Annotated in this window: 18 protein-coding genes; 14 read left to right on the top strand and 4 right to left on the bottom strand. The window is 36.6% G+C overall.

The features are described from left to right. Nucleotides 1-41 precede the first annotated feature (41 nt). The 10 genes from ileS to GQS55_RS15870 all read left to right on the top strand — a co-directional run bounded on the left by ileS (nt 42) and on the right by GQS55_RS15870 (nt 11860). A complete protein-coding gene (ileS, locus tag GQS55_RS15915) occupies nt 42-2894 on the top strand; it encodes an isoleucine--tRNA ligase (protein ID WP_159821426.1) in 2853 nt (950 codons plus the stop codon). Next, nucleotides 2887-3390: a signal peptidase II gene (gene lspA, locus GQS55_RS15910; protein WP_159821425.1), complete on the top strand. Its 504-nt coding sequence runs from the start codon at nt 2887-2889 to the stop codon at nt 3388-3390. Before ileS ends, lspA begins: the two co-directional genes overlap by 8 nt. Before the next feature lie 41 nt (nt 3391-3431). Further along, on the top strand, nt 3432-3869 hold the full coding sequence (fkpB, locus tag GQS55_RS15905; protein ID WP_159821424.1) for an FKBP-type peptidyl-prolyl cis-trans isomerase: 438 nt from the start codon (nt 3432-3434) through the stop codon (nt 3867-3869). A 31-nt stretch (nt 3870-3900) separates the two neighbouring features. After that, nucleotides 3901-4830 (top strand): 4-hydroxy-3-methylbut-2-enyl diphosphate reductase, encoded by a 930-nt coding sequence (gene ispH, locus GQS55_RS15900; protein ID WP_159821423.1) that lies wholly within the window; start codon nt 3901-3903, stop codon nt 4828-4830. A gap of 463 nt (nt 4831-5293) precedes the next feature. After that, nucleotides 5294-5857, top strand: coding sequence for a type IV pilus modification protein PilV (gene pilV, locus GQS55_RS15895; RefSeq protein WP_159821422.1), 564 nt, complete (start codon nt 5294-5296; stop codon nt 5855-5857). Nucleotides 5858-5903: 46 nt separating this feature from the next. Continuing rightward, on the top strand, nt 5904-6935 hold the full coding sequence (locus tag GQS55_RS15890; protein WP_159821421.1) for a PilW family protein: 1032 nt from the start codon (nt 5904-5906) through the stop codon (nt 6933-6935). Nucleotides 6936-6994: 59 nt separating this feature from the next. Beyond that, on the top strand, nt 6995-7531 hold the full coding sequence (locus GQS55_RS15885; protein ID WP_159821420.1) for a PilX N-terminal domain-containing pilus assembly protein: 537 nt from the start codon (nt 6995-6997) through the stop codon (nt 7529-7531). 54 nt (nt 7532-7585) lie between these two features. Beyond that, nucleotides 7586-11074: a pilus assembly protein gene (locus GQS55_RS15880; RefSeq protein ID WP_159821419.1), complete on the top strand. Its 3489-nt coding sequence runs from the start codon at nt 7586-7588 to the stop codon at nt 11072-11074. A 2-nt stretch (nt 11075-11076) separates the two neighbouring features. Next, complete coding sequence (locus GQS55_RS15875; protein ID WP_328698872.1) at nt 11077-11511, top strand: type IV pilin protein; 435 nt, start codon at nt 11077-11079, stop codon at nt 11509-11511. Between the two features lie 4 nt (nt 11512-11515). Continuing rightward, a complete protein-coding gene (locus GQS55_RS15870; RefSeq protein ID WP_159821418.1) occupies nt 11516-11860 on the top strand; it encodes a TapY2 family type IVa secretion system protein in 345 nt (114 codons plus the stop codon). Nucleotides 11861-11893: 33 nt separating this feature from the next. Here the strand turns inward: GQS55_RS15870 and GQS55_RS15865 are convergent, their stop codons facing one another. From GQS55_RS15865 to nadE, 3 genes are all read right to left on the bottom strand, one after another. Then, a complete protein-coding gene (locus tag GQS55_RS15865) occupies nt 11894-12490 on the bottom strand; it encodes a GspH/FimT family pseudopilin (RefSeq protein WP_159821417.1) in 597 nt (198 codons plus the stop codon). Nucleotides 12491-12581: 91 nt separating this feature from the next. Then, complete coding sequence (locus GQS55_RS15860) at nt 12582-13166, bottom strand: GspH/FimT family pseudopilin (protein ID WP_159821416.1); 585 nt, start codon at nt 13164-13166, stop codon at nt 12582-12584. A gap of 75 nt (nt 13167-13241) precedes the next feature. After that, complete coding sequence (gene nadE / locus GQS55_RS15855; protein ID WP_159821415.1) at nt 13242-14096, bottom strand: ammonia-dependent NAD(+) synthetase; 855 nt, start codon at nt 14094-14096, stop codon at nt 13242-13244. Nucleotides 14097-14291: 195 nt separating this feature from the next. Between nadE and glnB the strand changes: the two genes are divergently transcribed. Further along, on the top strand, nt 14292-14630 hold the full coding sequence (glnB, locus tag GQS55_RS15850; RefSeq protein ID WP_159821414.1) for a nitrogen regulatory protein P-II: 339 nt from the start codon (nt 14292-14294) through the stop codon (nt 14628-14630). A 187-nt stretch (nt 14631-14817) separates the two neighbouring features. On the opposite strand, the gene GQS55_RS15845 is transcribed toward glnB, so the two are convergent. Then, entirely contained in the window at nt 14818-15582 is a 765-nt protein-coding gene (locus tag GQS55_RS15845; protein WP_159821413.1) for an outer membrane protein assembly factor BamD, read from the bottom strand. Nucleotides 15583-15761: 179 nt separating this feature from the next. Here GQS55_RS15845 and rluD point away from each other — a divergent pair, with 179 nt between their 5' ends. From rluD to clpB, 3 genes are all read left to right on the top strand, one after another. Continuing rightward, nucleotides 15762-16739, top strand: a complete 978-nt coding sequence (rluD, locus tag GQS55_RS15840) for a 23S rRNA pseudouridine(1911/1915/1917) synthase RluD (protein WP_159821412.1) — start codon at nt 15762-15764, stop codon at nt 16737-16739. Then, nucleotides 16717-17547 carry a peptidoglycan editing factor PgeF gene (pgeF, locus tag GQS55_RS15835; RefSeq protein WP_159821411.1) on the top strand — a complete coding sequence of 277 codons (831 nt, stop codon included), beginning with the start codon at nt 16717-16719 and terminating at the stop codon, nt 17545-17547. Before rluD ends, pgeF begins: the two co-directional genes overlap by 23 nt. A 206-nt stretch (nt 17548-17753) precedes the next feature. After that, complete coding sequence (gene clpB / locus GQS55_RS15830; protein WP_159821410.1) at nt 17754-20324, top strand: ATP-dependent chaperone ClpB; 2571 nt, start codon at nt 17754-17756, stop codon at nt 20322-20324. Nucleotides 20325-20391: the final 67 nt, after the last annotated feature.

Genomic DNA, 20391 nt, shown 5'->3' with positions numbered 1-20391 from the left:
GCCTAACAATTTAAAAAATTAATAATCGGATAATGATTTAAATGAGTGATTACAAACAAACCTTGAATTTGCCTGCAACGACTTTTGCAATGAAAGGCAATATGGCAAACCGTGAACCTAATATGCTCAAAGAATGGGCTGAGAAAGACTTGTACGGGAAAATTCGTGCAGCAAAAAAAGGTAAGAAATCATTCATTTTGCATGATGGCCCTCCGTATGCCAATGGTGATATTCATATCGGCCACTCTGTAAATAAAATTCTTAAAGATATTATTGTTAAATCTAAAACGTTATCTGATTTCAACGCACCTTACGTGCCTGGTTGGGATTGTCATGGTTTACCTATTGAGCTAATGGTTGAGAAAAAAGTAGGTAAACCTGGTCATAAGGTTTCTGCTAGTGTTTTTCGCGAAAAATGTCGTGAATACGCTGCTAAACAGGTGAATGCACAACGTGACGATTTCAAACGTTTAGGTGTTTTTGCTGATTGGGATAATCCTTATCGTACAATGGACTTTGACACTGAAGCGAACATTATTCGTGCATTAGGTAAAATTGCTGAAAATGGTCATTTGCATCAAGGCTTCAAGCCAGTACATTGGTGTACGGATTGTGGATCATCTTTGGCAGAAGCTGAAGTAGAATATAAAGATAAGCAATCACCAGCAATTGATGTGAAATTTACCGTAGTAGATCAAACTATTGCTGATAAATTTAAGCAACCTGACGTATCATCCGATGAAGGTGAAGGCAGTGTTTCTGTTGTTATCTGGACAACGACACCTTGGACATTACCCGCTAACCGTGCGGTTGCAGTACATACAGATGTTGAATACTCTTTAGTACAATGTGAAACTGAGCAAGGAAAGGAGCGTTTTATTTTAGCTTCAGATCTTGTGACTTCTTGTATGGATCGTTTTGGTATCGATAAATATCAAACTTTAGGTTTTTGTAAAGGATCTGAATTAGATTTAGTGCAACTTAAACATCCATTTTATGATTTCACTGTTCCTGTTGTTTTAGGTGAACATGTTACTACCGATTCAGGTACAGGTTGTGTACATACTGCACCAGGTCATGGTGTGGAAGATTTTGTGGTTGGTAAATTATACAACTTAGAAGTTGCAAACCCTGTAGGAGCAAATGGTGTTTACTTAGATGACACTCCATTGTTTGCAGGACAACATGTATTTAAAGCGAATGCGAATGTTGTTGAGACTTTAAAAGAGCAAGGCACATTAGTACATCATCATGCGTTAGAGCATTCTTATCCACATTGCTGGCGTCATAAAACACCGTTAATTTTCCGTGCAACGCCACAATGGTTTATCAGCATGGATAAGAAAGGTTTACGTCAAGATTCACTGAAAGAAATTGAAAAAACACAATGGATTCCTGATTGGGGTCAGCGTCGTATTGAATCTATGGTTGAAGGTCGTCCAGATTGGTGTATTTCGCGTCAACGTACGTGGGGTGTGCCAATGGCATTATTCATTCATCAAGATACCGGCGCGTTACACCCTCGTAGTATTGAGTTAATTGAAACTGTTGCAAAACGTGTGGAAGAAAAAGGTATTCAAGCATGGTTTGACTTAGAAGCTGAAGAGCTTATTGGTGATGACGCTAAAGAATACATCAAAGTACCTGATACCTTAGATGTATGGTTTGACTCAGGCACTACACATTATTCTGTTATTAATGCCCGCGAAGAATTTGATGGTATCGCAGATTTATACCTTGAAGGCTCAGATCAACATCGTGGTTGGTTTATGTCATCAATGATGTCTTCGGTAGCTATGAATGGTAAAGCACCTTATAAGCAAGTACTTACCCATGGGTTTGTTGTTGATGCTAATGGTCATAAAATGTCTAAGTCATTAGGGAATGTGATCACGCCAAAAGAAATCACTAATACCTTAGGCGCAGATATTTTACGTTTATGGACTGCATCAGTAAACTACACGCAAGAGATCACCGCAGGTGATGAGATATTCAAACGTCAAGCTGATGCTTATCGTCGAATTCGTAATACATCTCGCTTCTTATTATCTAATTTAAATGGTTTTGAGCCTGCACAGCATTCAGTAGCCTTTGATGATATGGTTGCACTAGATCGCTGGGTTGTTGATAAAGCTGCGCACTTACAAACAGAAATCATTAACGCATACAATGAATATGAATTTCATGTAGTCGCGCATAAAATAATGAATTTTTGTACTAATGAGCTTGGTGGTTTCTACTTAGATATTATTAAAGATAGACAATATACAGCTAAAGCAGATTCGAATGCACGTCGCTCATGTCAAACAGCAATGTATTTAATAGCAGAAGCGATGACTGCTTGGATGGCACCAATCCTATCTTTTACTGCACAAGAAATTTGGCAAGCACTACCTACTCCTGTGAGTGGCGAACGTGATGAATTTGTTTTTACTGGTGTTTGGTTTGATGGTTTAGAAACTATGCCAGCAGATGCTGCTTTAGGTAACGATTTTTGGAGTGAGCTATTACTCGTTCGTTCAGAAGTTAACCGCGCATTAGAACTTGCTCGTAAAGAAAAAACCGTAGGTAAAGCATTAGAAGCACAAGTAACATTGTTTGCAACGGCTGATTTAGCTGAAAAACTGAATAAGCTAGATGAAGAGTTACGTTTTGTTTTAATCACATCAAAAGTAACTGTTGAAGTGGTTAACGATGCTAACCAGGTGCCTGAAGAGGCGACTTCAACAGATGTTGAAGGTTTATGGTTGTCAGTAGCAGCAGCAAAAGGTAGTAAATGTGAAAGATGTTGGCATGTAACTGAAGATGTTGGTGTAGATGATGCACACCCTGAGCTTTGTCAACGCTGTGTTACTAATGTTGATGGCGTGGGTGAAGTTAGAAAATATGCATAATCTTATTTCCGCTTTCAATAATTCAGGTTTGCGTTGGCTTTGGCTAACGCTACTTTGTTTAGTGTTAGATCAAGTGACTAAACAATTAGTGGTAGGGTCATTTAATCTTTATGAATCGCTAAACATATTACCGTTTTTCAACCTGACTTATGTTCATAATCCAGGGGCTGCTTTTAGCTTTCTTGCGAGCCAAGGAGGCTGGCAACGCTGGTTCTTTACTGTCGTTGCAGCTATTGCTAGTCTGGTCTTTATTATTTGGCTCGCTAAAACACCTAAATCACAAACTATTTTAAGTATCGCTTTTGCGTTAATGTTAAGTGGCGCGCTAGGAAATCTTATCGATAGAGTTTTATTTGGTTATGTTATCGACTTTTTAGATTTTCATTGGTCAGGATATCACTTTCCCGCATTTAACTTTGCCGATTCAATGATATTTATTGGTGCAGCGTTAATGATCCTTGACTCGTTTTTCACTAAAACCGAAGATTCAGCATAGCTTTAAATTGGCTCAGACAAAGACTTAATAGAAGATAAATAATGACAATTGATAAAATTATTCAAGCAAATTCTAGTATTTTGGTGCACATCACGATGAAATTAAGTGATGGTTCAGCTGCTGACAGTACAAAAGTTAATAATAAACCGGCTAAGATTATTATGGGTGACCAAAGTATTTCTGCGGCTTTTGAAACACAATTATTAGGTATGCCGGTAGGTAGTAGTAAGGAATTTACGCTTGAAGCTGTTGATGCTTTTGGTGAAACGAATCCTGACAATATTCACTACATGGATATTGATAAGTTTTCTGCTGAAGTGCCAGCGAAAGTTGGTAATATCATTACGTTTTCTCAGCCAGGCGGTGAATTGCCTGGAATGATTAAAGAAGTTAATGGTAGCTCAGTTACTATTGATTTTAATCATCCATTAGCTGGCCAGCCAGTTACATTTGTCATAGATTTGGTTGAAATACTATAATAAGTTGGCACTTCGAATTACAGAGAATTGTATGAAAATTATTTTAGCTAATCCCCGTGGCTTTTGTGCAGGTGTTGACCGCGCAATTAGTATTGTTGATCGAGCATTAGACCTATTTGGCGCGCCTATTTATGTTCGTCATGAAGTCGTGCATAACAAGTTTGTGGTAGATGGTCTTAAAAATCGCGGGGCAATTTTTATTGATGAAATTCATGAGGCCCCTGATGATAGTACTGTCATTTTTAGTGCTCATGGCGTTTCAAAGGCAGTTCGTAATGAAGCTAAATCACGTGACTTAAAAGTTTTTGATGCAACTTGTCCATTAGTAACGAAAGTACATATGGAAGTGTCACGAGTCAGTAGAAAAAATATTGAATGTGTACTTATTGGTCATCAAGGTCACCCTGAAGTTGAAGGGACTATGGGGCAATACGATAGTGAAACAGCAGGTATATATCTTGTTGAGTCTGTCGATGATGTATCAAAGCTTGAAGTCAAAAATTCCGAAAAATTATACTACTGTAGTCAAACTACATTATCAGTTGATGATACCTCAGATGTTATTGATGCATTAAGAGCCAGATTTCCAATGATTGAAGGCCCGCGAAAGGATGATATTTGTTATGCAACACAAAATCGTCAAGATGCGGTGCGTGCTATTGCTGATCAAGTTGATTTATTATTAGTTGTCGGCGCTAAAAATAGCTCTAATTCAAATCGTTTAAGAGAAGTTTCTGAAAAAATGGGAACGACTTCTTATTTAATTGATACAGCGGATGATATTGAAACATCATGGCTTGAAGGTGTCGATTCTATTGGTGTTACTGCTGGAGCCTCTGCACCGGCTATTCTTGTTACACAAGTTATTGATGTATTGAAAAGCTTGGGTGGCCATGAAGTTAAAGAATTTCCTGGTCGTAAAGAGAATATTGTATTTGCAGTACCCGTAGAATTACGCTAATCTTGGTTTGATTATAATTTAACCATTGTAATGTGGTTGCTATATTTAAATTTATTTGAGTGTAGCAACCGCTATCATATACAAGATAAATTATTTATCTATTGTTAAAGAGGACATAAAGATAATAAAAAACAAGGGTAAGTATTGTTTATAATAAATGTTTTAACAAATTTTAATTTATCAATACCCTTAGCTCTTAAAGTTAATATTAACTTTTTTTATCTTAATAAATTGGATGATCTTGTCGTTAACTACTATCTTTTTAAAAGTAATTACTTTGATAATACTTCTATAAAATAGAAGGTTAACAAAGTTAAAAAATATTTTTATTAAAAAACTTTTTCACTCCCCCCTAACTGAAAATACTCTTTCAAATCTTTTTTTTTCAGTTTTTCTTTCATATACTTTTCATATAACGAAAAGATTAAGTAATATGAAGAGCCAACATATAAAGAGAAAGTCGATGCCTCAACGAATCAATGATAAATACCATCGTAATACAAAAAATAAAGGTATGACTTTTATCGAAGTTTTAGTTGCCTTGGTTATTATGGTTACTGGTATTCTCGGAGCTGTTGCTATGCAAGCTACGGCTAAAAAATCGAGTTTTGACGCTATGCAACGTTCATTAGCATCGAGTTTAGCACAGGATATTATTGAAAGAATTCGAGGTAACAATAGTAGTACATTATCACTATATGCAGCGAATAGCCCCTACGGAACTGGAAAAGTCACTTCAGCGCCTACTTGTAATTCGACAGCATCATTATGTACCCCAGCTGAAATGGTTACTCATGATCTTTTTGGTTGGGAACAAGCATTAATGGGGGCAAATGCAATCAATGATACAAAGAAGGTTGGAGGATTAGTTGGAGGCATTGGCTGTTTAACTGTGGTAGGAAATTCAGTTAAAGTGGTTATCACATGGCAAGGAAAGGTTGCGACAATTGATTCGGTCGATGTTGAAGCGTGTGGCAGCGCAACTAATACTCGCCGCCAAGTAGTGATAAGTGCTTTTATCATATAGCTAGCTATAATATTACTAATAATAAATAAGGTTGAGATTTTAGTACATGAAAATAACAATAAATAAACAAAGCCTTAGTGTAAATCAAATGACTAAAGCGGGCTTTAAATCTCAATATGGTTTTAGTTTGGTTGAAGTCTTTATTGCTTTAATTATTGGTTTAGTTATTTTTGCAGGTGTATTAAGTGTATTTGTTGGTATGCGAACCACAACCAGTGAAACATCCACTTATGGTGAGTTACAAGAAAATGGTCGCTTTGCTATTAGCGTATTAAGTGATGATTTACTTAGACAAGATTTTTGGGGAGATTATACAGGCTCGGTTGGCCTTTCTCGTATTAGCTCTACACTAGCTGCCCCCGTTGGAGAGTGTATTGGTGGCGGTATAAATAATGGCACATTTCCTTTAGCTGTAGGGCATTTTAGAACACTTTGGGGGGCAACAGTAACAAATGCAACAATATTATCAGGGTGTCGAAATGATGCCAAAATTGACTCTGATATATTACAACTCAAACGTGTTATCTCTACACCATTAGCGCTAACCGCTGGTGATGCAGCACCTGTGGGTAATTATTATTTAGTAAGCAATATGAATAATGGTGTTATTTTCTCTGCGGGCGTTGTTCCTAACATAGAAGGTTCTCAAGTTTGGGAATATCAACACCATATTTACTATATTAGAGAGGAAACACACGGCAGTAATACTGTACCTGTATTAATGCAAGGAAGGTTAGCAAATACACTATCTTTTGCTCCTATCATCGATGGTATTGAAATAATTCGTTTTGAATATGGGGTTGATATGGAAACAGAGCCTACAGATTCCGGTTATGGTATTGTAAATGCTTATATTCCAGCAGCAAATATGACGGATGAACTGTGGGATAATGCCGCAAGTCGTATAATATCCGTAAAAGTATATGTATTAGCGCGGAGTATTCTAAAAGATAACAAATATACGAATACGAATACTTATGAATTAGGTGATTTTTCTTATACTGTTAATGATAATTATCGTCGCTTGCTTTTTAGCTCAACAGTGACTTTATATAATGCTGGCATGGATATGTGGTAATACTGAAGAATTGAATAAACCAATAGCTAAAACATAAATAAGTAAAGTAGGTCATTTATATGAATAATATAAATAGAATAAATAAATACGGTAAAGTAAGAAAACAGCAAGGTGTAGTGTTAATTGTATCTTTAGTTTTTCTTGTTGCATTAACCGCTGTAGCTGCAGCGTTGATGCAAAATACAACAACTGATATGAAAATGTCAGGTGCAAGTGAAGATAAAGTGGTTGCTGTCCAGGAAGCCATTAGTGCGATAGATGAAATTATTTTCAATCAAGTATCGCCGGGTTCAACAAATGAATTTGCAGCGTCTCTTGCTACGTTTAAAGATGAAGATGACAATATACAAAAAATAAAACAGATAGAAGCAGAAATGCCAATATTATGGGATTCAGAAAAGTTTGATCCTCCTGAACTCGATATTACAAATAATAAGTATATGCTAGAAGCTGATTGCCCTAACTCGAAATTAGCTTCTTCAACACAAGTGTTTACTTGCAACATGTTAAAAGTTCAAGTAAATCGAAAATATGGTCGTACTAATACCAGTGTAGTTAACGTCAACTCAGGCATAGCGCAACAGCTTTTAAGATAGGTGAAGTTATCGCTTTTAACAGACGGTATATTTCTTATTGCTTAAGGAAGAAAAATGAAAAAATTTATAGTGGCAGGGCTTTTACTTTTAATAACTAATTTTTCCTTTGGTGAAGATATAGAGCTGTATATAAGTGATAGCGTCAGTGAGGCTAAAAAACGACCACAAGTTCTAATTATTTTTGATAATTCAGGTAGCATGGGAACATTAGAATTGGTAAAACCATCTTATAATCCGCTTGTAAATTATAGTGCAGTCAATGGCTATCCTCAATTATCAAGCGATTATATTTATTATAGTAAAGGTCAAACTGATATCGACGATATGCCCATTGCCGATGATCCTAATGAAGGTCGTAAGTTCCCTGCCAGTATTAACAGTTGTAAAGTTGCCCAAGATATTATTAATCAATATGGTTACTACACAGGATTTGTTAGAGAGTATACGTTTCAAGGTAACTCAGGTCGTTGGAGCGAGTTAAATGAAACTGATAGTACCGACATTATTATTACTGATTGTGAAGACGATGTAGATGCTATAAATAATAATAATAAAAATTACTTACAAGGCAGTGTTCCAATAGCATTACCTCCTGGTTTCCCCATTGATGGTGAAGGTGATCCAACTACCCCTGTATTTTACACGGCTAATGTAGGCAATAGTAATGTTAAGTGGTCAGGGTCATTAGTAACCCTATATAGTGAAAATTACTTACGTTGGTATCATAGTGACACTTTAGTGAAAGTCATTAAATCCAGAATAGAAATTGCCCAGGAAAGTGTTACCAACTTAATCAACTCCTCACCCAATGTTGATTTTGGCCTACAAGTTTTTAATCATAATGCAACAAGTGAAAACTCACGAGATGGTGGACGAATAGTCTTCGGTATTAAATCTTCTACACTATCAAGTAGAACGACTTTACTTGATATTGTCAATAACCAACTTGATGCGGAAAATAATACGCCTTTGTGTGAGACTTTATATGAAGCATCGCGTTATTTTGGTGGCAAAAGCGTCGATTATGGTGATAACGATAGTAATCGTTCTTCTTATACTGCGAACACCCCCCCTCGAGATACCACGATAGAAACAGGCAGTAAAATTTACAAATCTCCTTTTACTTCTTGTAGTGATAAAGCGTACGTTATTCTTATTACCGATGGTGCACCAACACTTGATACAGCAGCAAATGATAAAGTTAGAGCGCTAGGTACTGCAGATGGCTATCCAATGTCTTCATATGCAGGTAATTATTTAGCGGCACTTGCGGGTTGGATGAATAATAATGATGTCAATGCAGCTGTTGATGGCAAACAAACTGTAACCACATACACCATAGGTTTTAGTCAAGGCGCAGAAGCGGCTGAGCCACTCTTGAGAGAGGCAGCAGATCTCGGTGGTGGAAAGTATTTCCCAGCACAGGATACTGCGAGTTTAACTGCCGCATTAACCAATGTATTAGCTAATTTAGAACCGAGTAACGACAGTTTAACATCTGCTTCTGTCGCCGCGAATAACTTTGACCGTACTGAAACGCTAGACTCAGTTTATTACGCAATGTTTCAACCGGATAGAGGACCTAGATGGCAAGGTAATCTAAAAAAATATAAGGTTGAAGGAGGTGTGCAAGTCGGTAAAAGTGGCACGGCAGCTATTGACGAATCGACAGGTCACTTTTCTTCTAACGTTACAAGTTATTGGTCAGATAGCAAAGATGGGGCTGACGTTGCTGAAGGTGGCGTAGCCGGCATGTTACGTAATAAAACAGATCGATTAATCTATAGCGATATCGGAACCTCTAATGCGCTAGTAGAGCTAACCCAAACAAATAAGTTAAGCCATTTTGGCACGGAAGAAGATTATGCAAATTTTCTTGGTGTTGATGTTTTAGAATCTGATGATTACTTTAATTGGAATTTAGGTATTGATGTAGATGATGAGGATAAAGATGGCGATAAAACGGATATGCGTAGTGATGTCTTTGGTGATCCTCTCCACTCTAATCCCTTAGTCATTAACTATGGTAACAAAATACATATACTTATTGGGACTAATGCCGGTGCATTGCACATGTTTGAGGATACTGGTGATGATGTTGATGAAACATGGGCCTTTATGCCTAAAGAATTCTTTCCTAACATTAAAACCTTACGTAATAACTCAACCAGTGATGACAAAGTTTACGGTGTCGATGGGGAGATTACTTCCTATATTGATGATCATGATGGCGATGGTATTATTGAGCCAGGTGACAAAGTGTGGATCTTCTTCGGTTTACGCCGTGGTGGCTCATCTTATTATGCTATTGATATCAGTAACCCTAGTTCCCCTCGGTTAATGTGGCGCATAGAAGGCGGAACAACAGGTTTTACAGAGTTAGGACAAACCTGGTCGCAAGCTAAGTTGGGTTATTCTAAGTTGAACCTTAGTGGTGAGACGGCTAAACCGGTGTTATTTTTTGGTGGTGGTTATGATCCATCAAAAGATAATAGTGGTGTGGGCGCCGAAGATAATGTTGGACGTGCAGTTTATATGGTCGATGCCGAAACAGGCACCTTAATATGGAGTATGGCTGAAGATAATGCAACCACAGAATTTACTGGTGAAGATAGCATACCTTCTAGTATTGCTACGTTGGATAGTGATGGGAATGGTCTGGTTGACAGGCTATATGTAGGGGATACAGGAGGAAGCGTTTGGCGAGTGGATATGCCAAGTGATAGCTTAAGTGATATTTCGGTATTCAAATTAGCCAGTTTAGGCGGTGATACTAATTTAACTGACAGACGCTTTTTTAATGAGCCAGCTATAGTACGTACTTTCATTACTGAAACGATAGAATCAGAGATTAAAGCTGAGGATGACAGTACTTCTACTATTACTGTTAATCAAGAAATCCCTTATGATGCTATTCTACTTGGTAGTGGCGACAAATCTAATCCGCTAGGAACAGATACTAGTGATATTTTTTTTATGATTAAAGATAAAAATATTATTACGCAAAGCTTTGGTAGTGATGGTACATCTATACCTGATGTTATAGCCATTGGTGATCTTTATGATTTTACTGATAACCCTTTTGAAACTGTTAGTGATACTGGTAGACAAGCATTATCGGTGGCAGTAAGTAATAAATCAGGTTGGTATTTTGATTTAGAGCTGTCAGGTGAGAAGAGTACGGCAAGTGCAATTGTAATCAATAATACCGTTTATTTTACAACTTTCTCACCACCTAATTTAGCAGTAGAACAAATAGACTGTGAACTTCCTAATGGTCAAGGTTGGTTGTATGGTGTAGACCTAGCTTTGGGTATTTCAAAGTTTAACTGGGCTGAAACCGACTCTAAAAACCGCGAAGATAGAATAAGCTTTATTAGTGAACAATTTCTGGGGGCTCCGACATTAATTGTGATCCCTAATGATCCTGATGATGCAACAGCAGGTACAACAGGAAATTTAATTGTAGGAAGAAGCATTGTTGATATAGGCTTTAATCTACAAACAATGCGAACTTACCTTTACATTACAGAGGATCAATAAATATGGTACAGCCAAGCCTAAAAAATATGCATAAAAAATTGAATACTAAGACGTTAGGCTTTACCTTAATTGAGCTACTGATTACTGTGGCGATTATTGGTATTTTAGCGAGTGTAGCTTACCCTTCCTATACCGATTTTATACTTCGCTCTAATCGATCTGAAGGGCAACGTGAGCTCATGCGTTTAGCCAATTTGCAAGAGCAAGTGTTTGTTGATACTAGGTCTTATGCTAGTGATATGAAAGGTTTAGGGATGAGTACTGATGAATACACAACAGAGTCCGGAAACTATTTAATTAGTGTTGCTGCTGGCGCAACGAATACTACTTTTACTTTACAGGCCGTCGCAAAAAGGAGTCAAGTAAAAGATACCGATTGCAAAACATTGAAAGTTGACTATGTAGGCGCTAAAACACCTAAAGAATGTTGGGAGTAATAATATGAAAAATTCATCATTAATCGCCTTCGTTTTAGTGAGTGGCATCTTTAGTTTAGGTAATGTGGTGAGTGTGCAAGCTGAAGAGTCAAAAGCAACCGAAATACGCGTAGAGGTAAAATGTTATGTGGAATTAGCGGGTGGTGCTGAAACGATAAGCTTCTGGAAAATAAAGGAGTCATTGCTAACCGAGTTACCTAATTCTATTATTGGACACAAAGTTAATATTACCAGTGGTCAATCGAATAAGAAAAAAGCGACTATTTACCAGGTTAAAGAGTGTATTTTAGCTGAGGATAAGTTTAGTAGTCCAATTGCTAGAGCAATCGATAAAAAAATGCTTAGGTAAAGATCTGAGTTATCAGTGTTTAGGTATTCGATATTAAGTACAAACAATCTCGTTACCTGAGCTGTCTTCATCTTTGCCATCATTGTCAGTATCTGAACTTTTATAGCTCCGGCCTGATAATGAGATACTAATACCTTTTGATAGATCGGTTTTATCTTTTGGACAATATCTAAAATTTGTAGATGTTGTTAATAAACGCCCATCAGGTGTATAAATAATACTATTTTCTGTATATTGAAGCTTATCACCAGCTCTAATCTCACTTTTAATTTTTATTAGTTCATCAGGTGCAGCAAAGTTATTATTTGTTGCTAAACTATTATCACCATTCGTAAAAACGCTGATCTCATTTCCCCAATTATTAGTACAAGCACCAGAAGTAAGAGGGCATATAGTGGTGTTCTTTCCTGTATTTATCGCCATATTTCTGGCTGTAAGTAACAGTCGTTGTACTTCACTGATTTCATTATCAACACGCATTTTTACCAAAAACTCGCCCATACTAGGTAACGCTATGGTTGATAATATCGCAACAATAGCAATCGAAACCATGAGTTCAATTAGTGTAAAGCCTTGTTGATAGCGACGAAGAGAGGAATTAATTGAAAAAATGCTTTTAATGTTATTCATGGTGTTTTCACTAACTACTATTAGAGCTTAATAACATTTATACCATTTTATTACTTAACTCGCTAGTAAACGCTTTTTAATGAAACTGGTATTAATCGCAATTAATTTCTGTATTTCCTCTATTCTCATCAATACCATCATTATCAATGTCGCTTGATTGATAAATTCGTCCTGAACGAGCTACAATAATTCCTCTTGCGTATTTCTTATAATGCTCAGGACAATATCGAAAAGTACCATTTGCCAGGCCACTAAGTTGTCCTGTTGATTTAAAGGTAATCATAGTTCTACCTTTACCATAAACAAGTTGATCTCCCGCTGTTATCTCTTCTTTTGTTTGTAGTATTTTTTCTTCGAGATCAAACGTTTTATTATTATTACTATCAATAAAAATACTTAGTTTATTTTTCCATTGTTCGCTACATTGTGAAATCTCATTTAAGGGACAAAGTATCGTATTTTGTCCACTGTTAATCGCTGTATTTCTTGCCATAAGTAACATGCGATGGAGCTGAGATATTTCATTATCAACACGCATTTTAACAATGAAATCATTAAAGTTTGGGATAACTATGATTGCGAGTATTGCAGTAATAGATACTGAAATCATTAATTCCAGTAGCGTAACCCCTTTGATGTACAAATTGAGGTTAATATAAGGTTTGTGTTTAAGCATAAAAAAATCCATTTTTAATAACTTCCTTGTAATATAGGTATAGTTATAAAAAATGGATTTTTCCAGTTTCCAGTACTAGCTATAAATGGTTGGAATAGCTTGACGCTTATGCTGTGTTTTTTTGTAAATATTAATAATATGATTTTTTATTTCTAACGAAACATTTTTACCTTCAAGAAAATCATCGAGTTCATCATAGCTAATACCTAAAGCATCTTCATCGGTTTTTCCTGGCTCCAAATCTTCTAAATCTGCTGTCGGCGCCTTCTCTACTAAAATATCAGGTGCGCCTAAGTGTTTGGCTATTATTCTTACTTGGCGTTTTGAAAGGCCAAATAAAGGAGCTAAATCACAAGCGCCGTCTCCCCACTTAGTAAAAAATCCAGTAATATTTTCTGCACTATGATCAGTACCTAAAACTAATGCACCTAATATTCCTGCTATATGATATTGAGATACCATACGAATACGTGCTTTTACATTACCCTTTGAGAAATCTACTTGATTTGGTGACGCTGTTAATAGCTGCGCGTTAGAAAGGGCGGAAACAACCTCTTGATGTATTCCATTAACACCATCAAATACATTGGTGGTTAAGCAATGGCTAGGTTGAATAAAGCTTAATGCCTGCTGTGCATCATCTTCGTCAGCTTGTACGTTATAAGGAAGTCTTACTGCAATAAATTGAAACTGATCAGCGATATCAGTACTTGATGCTTTATTGTCTTCTGTGTTTAATTCTGATATTGCAAGTTGCGCTAAACGACCACAAGTAGAAGAGTCTACTCCGCCACTAATACCTAGTACTAATGTTTTTAAACCTGAGTTCTTTAAGGTAGATTTTATAAAATCAATGCGTCGACGAACTTCAAAGTGAGCGTCTATTTCAGGTAAAACTTTCATTTCATCTATTATGGTTTGCTGATCCATGGACTATCCTGCTTTAAGTAAGAGTATTAGCTTGATTATACTAAGTTCTATTTAATTTATTATCCTTGATTGATGAATAACATAAATAGAGTTAGTGTTAATTAGCAGTTTAACAAAATAAAAGCGTGATTTGCTAATAAACGCGTTGTAATATTACAGAAAGTCATATGGAAATCCATTACACAGAGAGAAATAATGAAAAAAATTGAAGCAATCATCAAGCCGTTCAAGTTAGACGATGTAAGAGAAGCGCTAGGTGAAATAGGTATTACCGGTATGACAGTTTCTGAAGTGAAAGGTTTTGGTAGACAAAAAGGTCATACAGAGCTTTATCGCGGTGCAGAATATATGGTTGATTTTCTACCTAAAGTAAAATTAGAGATAGTAATTGCAAAAGAAGATCTTGAGCGTTGCGTAAATGCTATTTTAGAAACAGCACAAACAGGTAAGATTGGCGATGGTAAAATATTTATTACCGATGTGACTCGTGTTATTCGTATTAGAACGGGCGAAGAAAACCAAGACGCTATCTAGTTGCTATTTTTTCATAGTTTAGCGTAATAGATTCATTTAATAATACCAGTTTCATTAATTAAGTGAACAATTTCATACGTAGAAATGATCACATAGCTAGTGAGATTGGTATAATTATCAGTATCGAACATACCACTGTTATCTAGGTAACGTTCGATACTTGTAATCTTTTGACAATAATAAGCGATTATCTAAGCATTGAGTTATTAGGGTAATTAGCTGCTAATACTTGTAATGCATTGGTCTTTAAATCATCGAGGCCTAATTTATCGTAACATTCGATCATTATCTCTAATGCTGGCTCTAGTTCTGGGCTTGGTGAAAAGTACTCGACAATATAGCGGCCTCTGTTTGCAGCTGAAGCATAAGCTTCACGCTCCAAATAAAACTTTGCAATAGCAAGTTCATATTTAGCTAATCTAGATTTAATTTCAACCATTCTTTTTTGAGAATCAGCAGCATATTTACTATCAGGATAATTTGTAATTATACGTTTGAAGTCGTCAAAAGCTTCACGTGCTGCTGTAGGATCTCTATCTGAACGATCTATTCCGGCTAAATCTTGAAATAAATTATCTTCTGTTGATAAGTTTATTAATGCACGCATGTAATAAACATAATCTGTATTTGGGTTTTCTGGATTAAGACGTAAAAATCGATCGGTAAGCGCAATACCTTGAGCGGCGTCACCAACTTTATAGTAGGCATAAATCAAATCTAATTGAACTTGATGAGATATTGGGCCAAAAGGGAAGCGGGAGTCAATTGCTCCAAGAATCTGAATTGATTTTTGATACAAACCATTATCCAGTGCAGCTCGGGCATCAACAAATAAAGCCTGAGCTGATTTGTCTGGCACTTTATCAATGTCATTCTCGATATTAGAAGATGAGCAACCTGCTAAAGTTAATGCTAGCGTGATAAATACTATTTTTTTGGTCAATTTTTCCATGGAATTTGCAATTACGCCTTTGTTTAAAATTAAATAAGTATGAAACCTTTGATAGCCATGTAGCATGGTTATCATAAAAAGGGTAAAATGAAACTATTATACCTAGTGCATACTTGCGTATTAACATTCTAACCTAGCAATCATAAGTTGCACAACGTTAAAAATTTAAAGAGAGTTTAATGTCTGAAATAATTCAACATAAAGATACCGTTCCTGATTCGTGTTTAGGTAAACGATTAGACCAAACTTTGGCCATAATGTTTCCTGATTATTCACGTTCAAGGCTAAAAGATTGGATCTTAGCCGGTAGTGTGATGGTTAATGGTGAAGTATTACCCCGAGCGCGTGAAAAAATGTATGGTGGTGAGAGTATTGCTATCAATGCAGAAGTAGAAGCTGAGCAACGTTTTGCAGCACAAAAAATCGATCTTGATATCATTTATGAAGATGACGATATTTTAGTGATTAATAAACCAGCAGGTTTAGTTGTTCATCCGGGGGCTGGTAATCCTGATGGCACAGTATTAAATGCTTTGTTACATCATTTTCCAGCGATAGAAGTTGTGCCTCGTGCCGGTATTGTTCATCGTTTGGATAAAGATACTACTGGTTTGATGGTTGTTGCGAAAACAATTGCTGCACAAACTAATCTAGTTGAAGCATTACAATTACGAGAAATTACGCGTGAATATGAAGCTGTCGCTAATGGTTTAATGACTGCGGGTGGGCTTGTTGATGAACCTATCGGTCGTCACGCAACTAAACGTACGCATATGGCGGTGACATTTTCAGGCCGTCCATCAGTTACGCATTATCGTGTAATGGAAAAGTATCGTTTGCATACGCGCTTACGTTTACGTCTTGAAACAGGGCGAACACATCAAATTCGTGTACACATGTCACATATTACGCATCCGTTGGTTGGTGATCCAACTTATGGTGGTCGACCTCGTCCACCAAAAAATGCAACACCTGAATTATTAGTAAAATTACGTACTTTTAAGCGACAAGCATTACATGCTGCTATGCTTTCATTATATCACCCTATAACCGGTGAATTAATGACTTGGCATGCTGATTTACCTGATGATTTTGTTGAGTTAGTAGAATTACTACAAGAAGATACTAAACTTAATGCCGTCGACGATTACCTATAATTCAAGTGGCATAAAAACAAGTTCAGCTATCGAACTTGTTAAATGGCCAATGCATTCATCTATCGATGAAGGTATTGGCCAAACAACCCCAAATAATAAAGTTTTTGCTGTACAAACAACACGAATTACACCCAATAATACTCTTCGTGGCTCATCATCACCTTATCAAGCGTTCAATTTAGGTTTACATGTTGGTGATTGTCCTGAACAAGTAAATGAAAACCGACGTTATTTACAATCCTTATTACCTATAAACGCTCAAATTCAATGGCTTAATCAAGTTCATGGTAATGAAGTTGTTGAACTATCGACAATATCTCCCGAACCAATTACCGCTGATGCTGTTATCACCCGTGAAAAAAATATTTGCTTAGCAATAATGACTGCGGATTGCTTACCTATTTTATTGGCATCTAAGTCAGGTGATGAGGTAGCTGCTATTCATGGTGGTTGGCGTCCTTTGTCTGCTAATATTATCCAAAATACAATGGCTAAAATGAAAACGCCTGTAAAAGATCTTTATGCTTGGCTTGGTCCTTGTATTTCTAAAAGTGTTTTTGAAGTAGGTAGTGAAGTTAAAGCTCAATTTGTCGAGCAGTGCGAGTCTTTTAAAAGCGCTTTTATTGCAACGTCAGAGGGAAAATATTTAGCGGATTTACATAAAATTGCTGAAATACAATTAAACGTTTCAGGTATTAAGCAAATAAGTGCATTAGCGGAATGTACTTATTCAAATACCGATAAATATTATTCATACCGTAAAAATTCTGTAACAGGAAGAATGGCAACACTGATTTGTCCATTGTAAATATATCTCTTCATCATCCACATCTTTTATATTATTGATAGTTAATACCAAGCCGTTCTCTTAAGGCTAAATGAGGTTAATTATTTGTTCTAGATCAAACTAATGCTTACCCGCTATTGAAAAAGACCACACTAGACCTAATGTTATAGGTAATTACATCTGGTTTAACTAATTCATAAGTCCAGTAATATGGCAGGAGAATATTTATGCGTTTAGATCGTTTTACTCAATCATTCCAAGAATCTATTGCGGATGCACAATCACTTGCATTAGGTCGTGACCATCAATTTATTGAACCCATTCATTTAATGATGGCGTTGTTAAATCAAAATGGTAACTCTGTTATCCCACTATTAAAAAGTGCGGGTGTAGATGTACATACGTTAAGAAGTAAAATTGAACAAGGACTAACATCTTTAGCACAGGTAGAAGGGGCTGGTGGTGATGTTCAACTTTCTTCTGCTTCAGGTAAGCTATTAAACTTATGTGATAAACATGCACAAAAAATGTCAGATAAATATATATCTTCTGAAATGTTCTTACTTGCAGCACTTGAAGATAAAAGTACATTAGGAAAAATTTTAAAAGAATTAGGTGCTAATGAACAACGCATTAAAGCCGCGATTGAGCACGTGAGAGGTGGTCAAAAAGTTGATGATCCAAATGCTGAAGACGTGCGCCAAGCACTAAATAAATATACCGTTGACTTAACTGAACTTGCTGAGCAAGGAAAGTTAGATCCTGTTATTGGTCGCGACGATGAAATTCGTCGTACCTTGCAAGTACTACAACGTAGAACTAAAAATAATCCGGTGTTAATTGGCCAACCAGGTGTTGGTAAAACAGCGATTGTTGAAGGTTTAGCACAACGAATTGTTGATCATGAAGTACCTGAAGGTTTAAAAAATAAACGTGTATTATCTTTAGATATGGGCGCTTTAATTGCTGGCGCAAAATATAGAGGTGAATTTGAAGAGCGTTTAAAAGCAGTATTAAATGAGTTATCTCAAGAAGAAGGTAAAATCATCTTATTTATTGATGAATTACATACTATGGTTGGCGCAGGGAAAACTGACGGTGCGATGGATGCCGGTAATATGTTAAAACCTGCGCTTGCTCGAGGTGATTTACATTGCGTTGGCGCAACAACGTTAGATGAGTATCGTAAATATATTGAAAAAGATGCAGCATTAGAGCGTCGTTTTCAAAAAGTATTGGTAGAAGAGCCTAGTGTTGAAGATACCATTGCTATTCTACGTGGTTTAAAAGAGCGGTATGAACTTCACCATAGCGTTAATATTACTGACCCGGCTATTGTCGCTGCGGCTACACTGTCTCATCGATATATCAGTGATCGACAATTACCTGACAAAGCAATTGATTTAATTGATGAAGCGGCTTCAAGTATTCGTTTACAGATGGACTCAAAGCCTGAAGATTTAGATCGTCTTGAGCGAAAGTTGATTCAGCTTAAATTAGAGCAAAAAGCATTAGAAAAAGATTCTGATGATGCAACAATAAAGCGTCTTGCTGACATCTCAGAGCAAATAAATGAGAAACAAGCAGAGTACGATGAATTAGACGAGGTTTGGACTACCGAAAAAGCAGCTCTATATGGTACACAAACGATTAAAGAAGATTTAGAACAAGCACGTATTGAATTAGAAGCGGCAAGACGAGCAGGTGATCTTAATCGCATGTCTGAGCTGCAATACGGTAAGTTACCAGAGCTTGAAAAACAACTTGATTTAGCTAGCCAAGCTGAAATGCAAGAAATGAGCTTATTAGCAAACAAGGTTACTGAAGTTGAGATTGCTGAAGTACTTAGTCGTGCGACGGGTATCCCTATTGCTAAAATGTTAGAGCAAGAGCGTGACAAATTACTCAACATGGAAGAAGAATTACATCAACGAGTGATCGGACAAGGCGAAGCCGTAGCATCAGTATCTAATGCTATAAGACGATCGCGTGCAGGCTTAGCTGATCCAAACCAACCAATAGGATCCTTTTTATTCTTAGGGCCTACAGGTGTCGGTAAAACAGAATTAACAAAAGCATTAGCCTACTTTTTATTCGATAGTGAAGAGTCGCTTATTCGTATTGATATGTCTGAGTTTATGGAAAAACATTCAGTGGCGCGATTAGTTGGAGCACCTCCAGGATATGTAGGTTATGAAGAGGGCGGCTATTTAACCGAAGCTGTTCGCCGTAAACCTTATTCAGTCATTTTATTAGATGAAGTTGAGAAAGCACACCCTGACGTTTTTAATATTTTACTGCAAGTTCTTGATGATGGACGCTTAACTGATGGACAAGGTCGAACAGTTGATTTTAAAAATACCGTTATTATTATGACCTCAAATATTGGCTCTGACATTATCCAAGCATTCGGTGATGATAGCCAATATCAACAAATGAAAACACAGGTGATGAATGAGGTGAGTCAACACTTCAAACCAGAGTTCATTAATCGAATTGATGAATCAGTAGTATTCCATACATTAGGTGCAAGCCAAATAGAGAAAATTGCTGAAATTCAAATTCAATTACTGTCTGACCGATTAGCAGAGCAAGAATTAAGCTTGTCTGTTAGTAGCGAAGCATTAGCCTTAATTGCTGAGGTTGGGTTTGATCCTATTTTTGGTGCTAGACCGTTAAAACGTGCGATTCAACAAGGAATTGAAAACCCGTTAGCACAAAGGTTATTAGCTGGAGATTTTGCACAAGGCTCAACTATAAAAGTTACCGTAGAAGGCGGAGAGTTAGCTTTTTCTTAAAACCTAGCCTTTGTCTTAAACCTGGTATAGAGCACGATTAGTTAAATTTTTTGTTGGAAATAATTAA

The sequence above is a fragment of the Colwellia sp. 20A7 genome, from assembly GCF_009832865.1.
Classification (GTDB): Bacteria; Pseudomonadota; Gammaproteobacteria; order Enterobacterales; family Alteromonadaceae; genus Colwellia.
Note: the sequence above shows the minus strand (reverse complement) of the source record. Positions and strands in the feature narration are given on the sequence as shown.

Excerpts from the sequence above, each read along its gene's own strand:
- ileS (WP_159821426.1), top strand. The coding sequence starts at position 42 with ATGAGTGATTACAAACAAACCTTGAATTTGCCTGCAACGACTTTTGCA.
- lspA (WP_159821425.1), top strand. The coding sequence starts at position 2,887 with ATGCATAATCTTATTTCCGCTTTCAATAATTCAGGTTTGCGTTGGCTT.
- fkpB (WP_159821424.1), top strand. The coding sequence starts at position 3,432 with ATGACAATTGATAAAATTATTCAAGCAAATTCTAGTATTTTGGTGCAC.
- ispH (WP_159821423.1), top strand. The coding sequence starts at position 3,901 with ATGAAAATTATTTTAGCTAATCCCCGTGGCTTTTGTGCAGGTGTTGAC.
- pilV (WP_159821422.1), top strand. The coding sequence starts at position 5,294 with ATGCCTCAACGAATCAATGATAAATACCATCGTAATACAAAAAATAAA.
- GQS55_RS15890 (WP_159821421.1), top strand. The coding sequence starts at position 5,904 with ATGAAAATAACAATAAATAAACAAAGCCTTAGTGTAAATCAAATGACT.
- GQS55_RS15885 (WP_159821420.1), top strand. The coding sequence starts at position 6,995 with ATGAATAATATAAATAGAATAAATAAATACGGTAAAGTAAGAAAACAG.
- GQS55_RS15880 (WP_159821419.1), top strand. The coding sequence starts at position 7,586 with ATGAAAAAATTTATAGTGGCAGGGCTTTTACTTTTAATAACTAATTTT.
- GQS55_RS15875 (WP_328698872.1), top strand. The coding sequence starts at position 11,077 with ATGGTACAGCCAAGCCTAAAAAATATGCATAAAAAATTGAATACTAAG.
- GQS55_RS15870 (WP_159821418.1), top strand. The coding sequence starts at position 11,516 with ATGAAAAATTCATCATTAATCGCCTTCGTTTTAGTGAGTGGCATCTTT.
- GQS55_RS15865 (WP_159821417.1), bottom strand. The coding sequence starts at position 12,490 with ATGAATAACATTAAAAGCATTTTTTCAATTAATTCCTCTCTTCGTCGC.
- GQS55_RS15860 (WP_159821416.1), bottom strand. The coding sequence starts at position 13,166 with ATGCTTAAACACAAACCTTATATTAACCTCAATTTGTACATCAAAGGG.
- nadE (WP_159821415.1), bottom strand. The coding sequence starts at position 14,096 with ATGGATCAGCAAACCATAATAGATGAAATGAAAGTTTTACCTGAAATA.
- glnB (WP_159821414.1), top strand. The coding sequence starts at position 14,292 with ATGAAAAAAATTGAAGCAATCATCAAGCCGTTCAAGTTAGACGATGTA.
- GQS55_RS15845 (WP_159821413.1), bottom strand. The coding sequence starts at position 15,582 with ATGGAAAAATTGACCAAAAAAATAGTATTTATCACGCTAGCATTAACT.
- rluD (WP_159821412.1), top strand. The coding sequence starts at position 15,762 with ATGTCTGAAATAATTCAACATAAAGATACCGTTCCTGATTCGTGTTTA.
- pgeF (WP_159821411.1), top strand. The coding sequence starts at position 16,717 with ATGCCGTCGACGATTACCTATAATTCAAGTGGCATAAAAACAAGTTCA.
- clpB (WP_159821410.1), top strand. The coding sequence starts at position 17,754 with ATGCGTTTAGATCGTTTTACTCAATCATTCCAAGAATCTATTGCGGAT.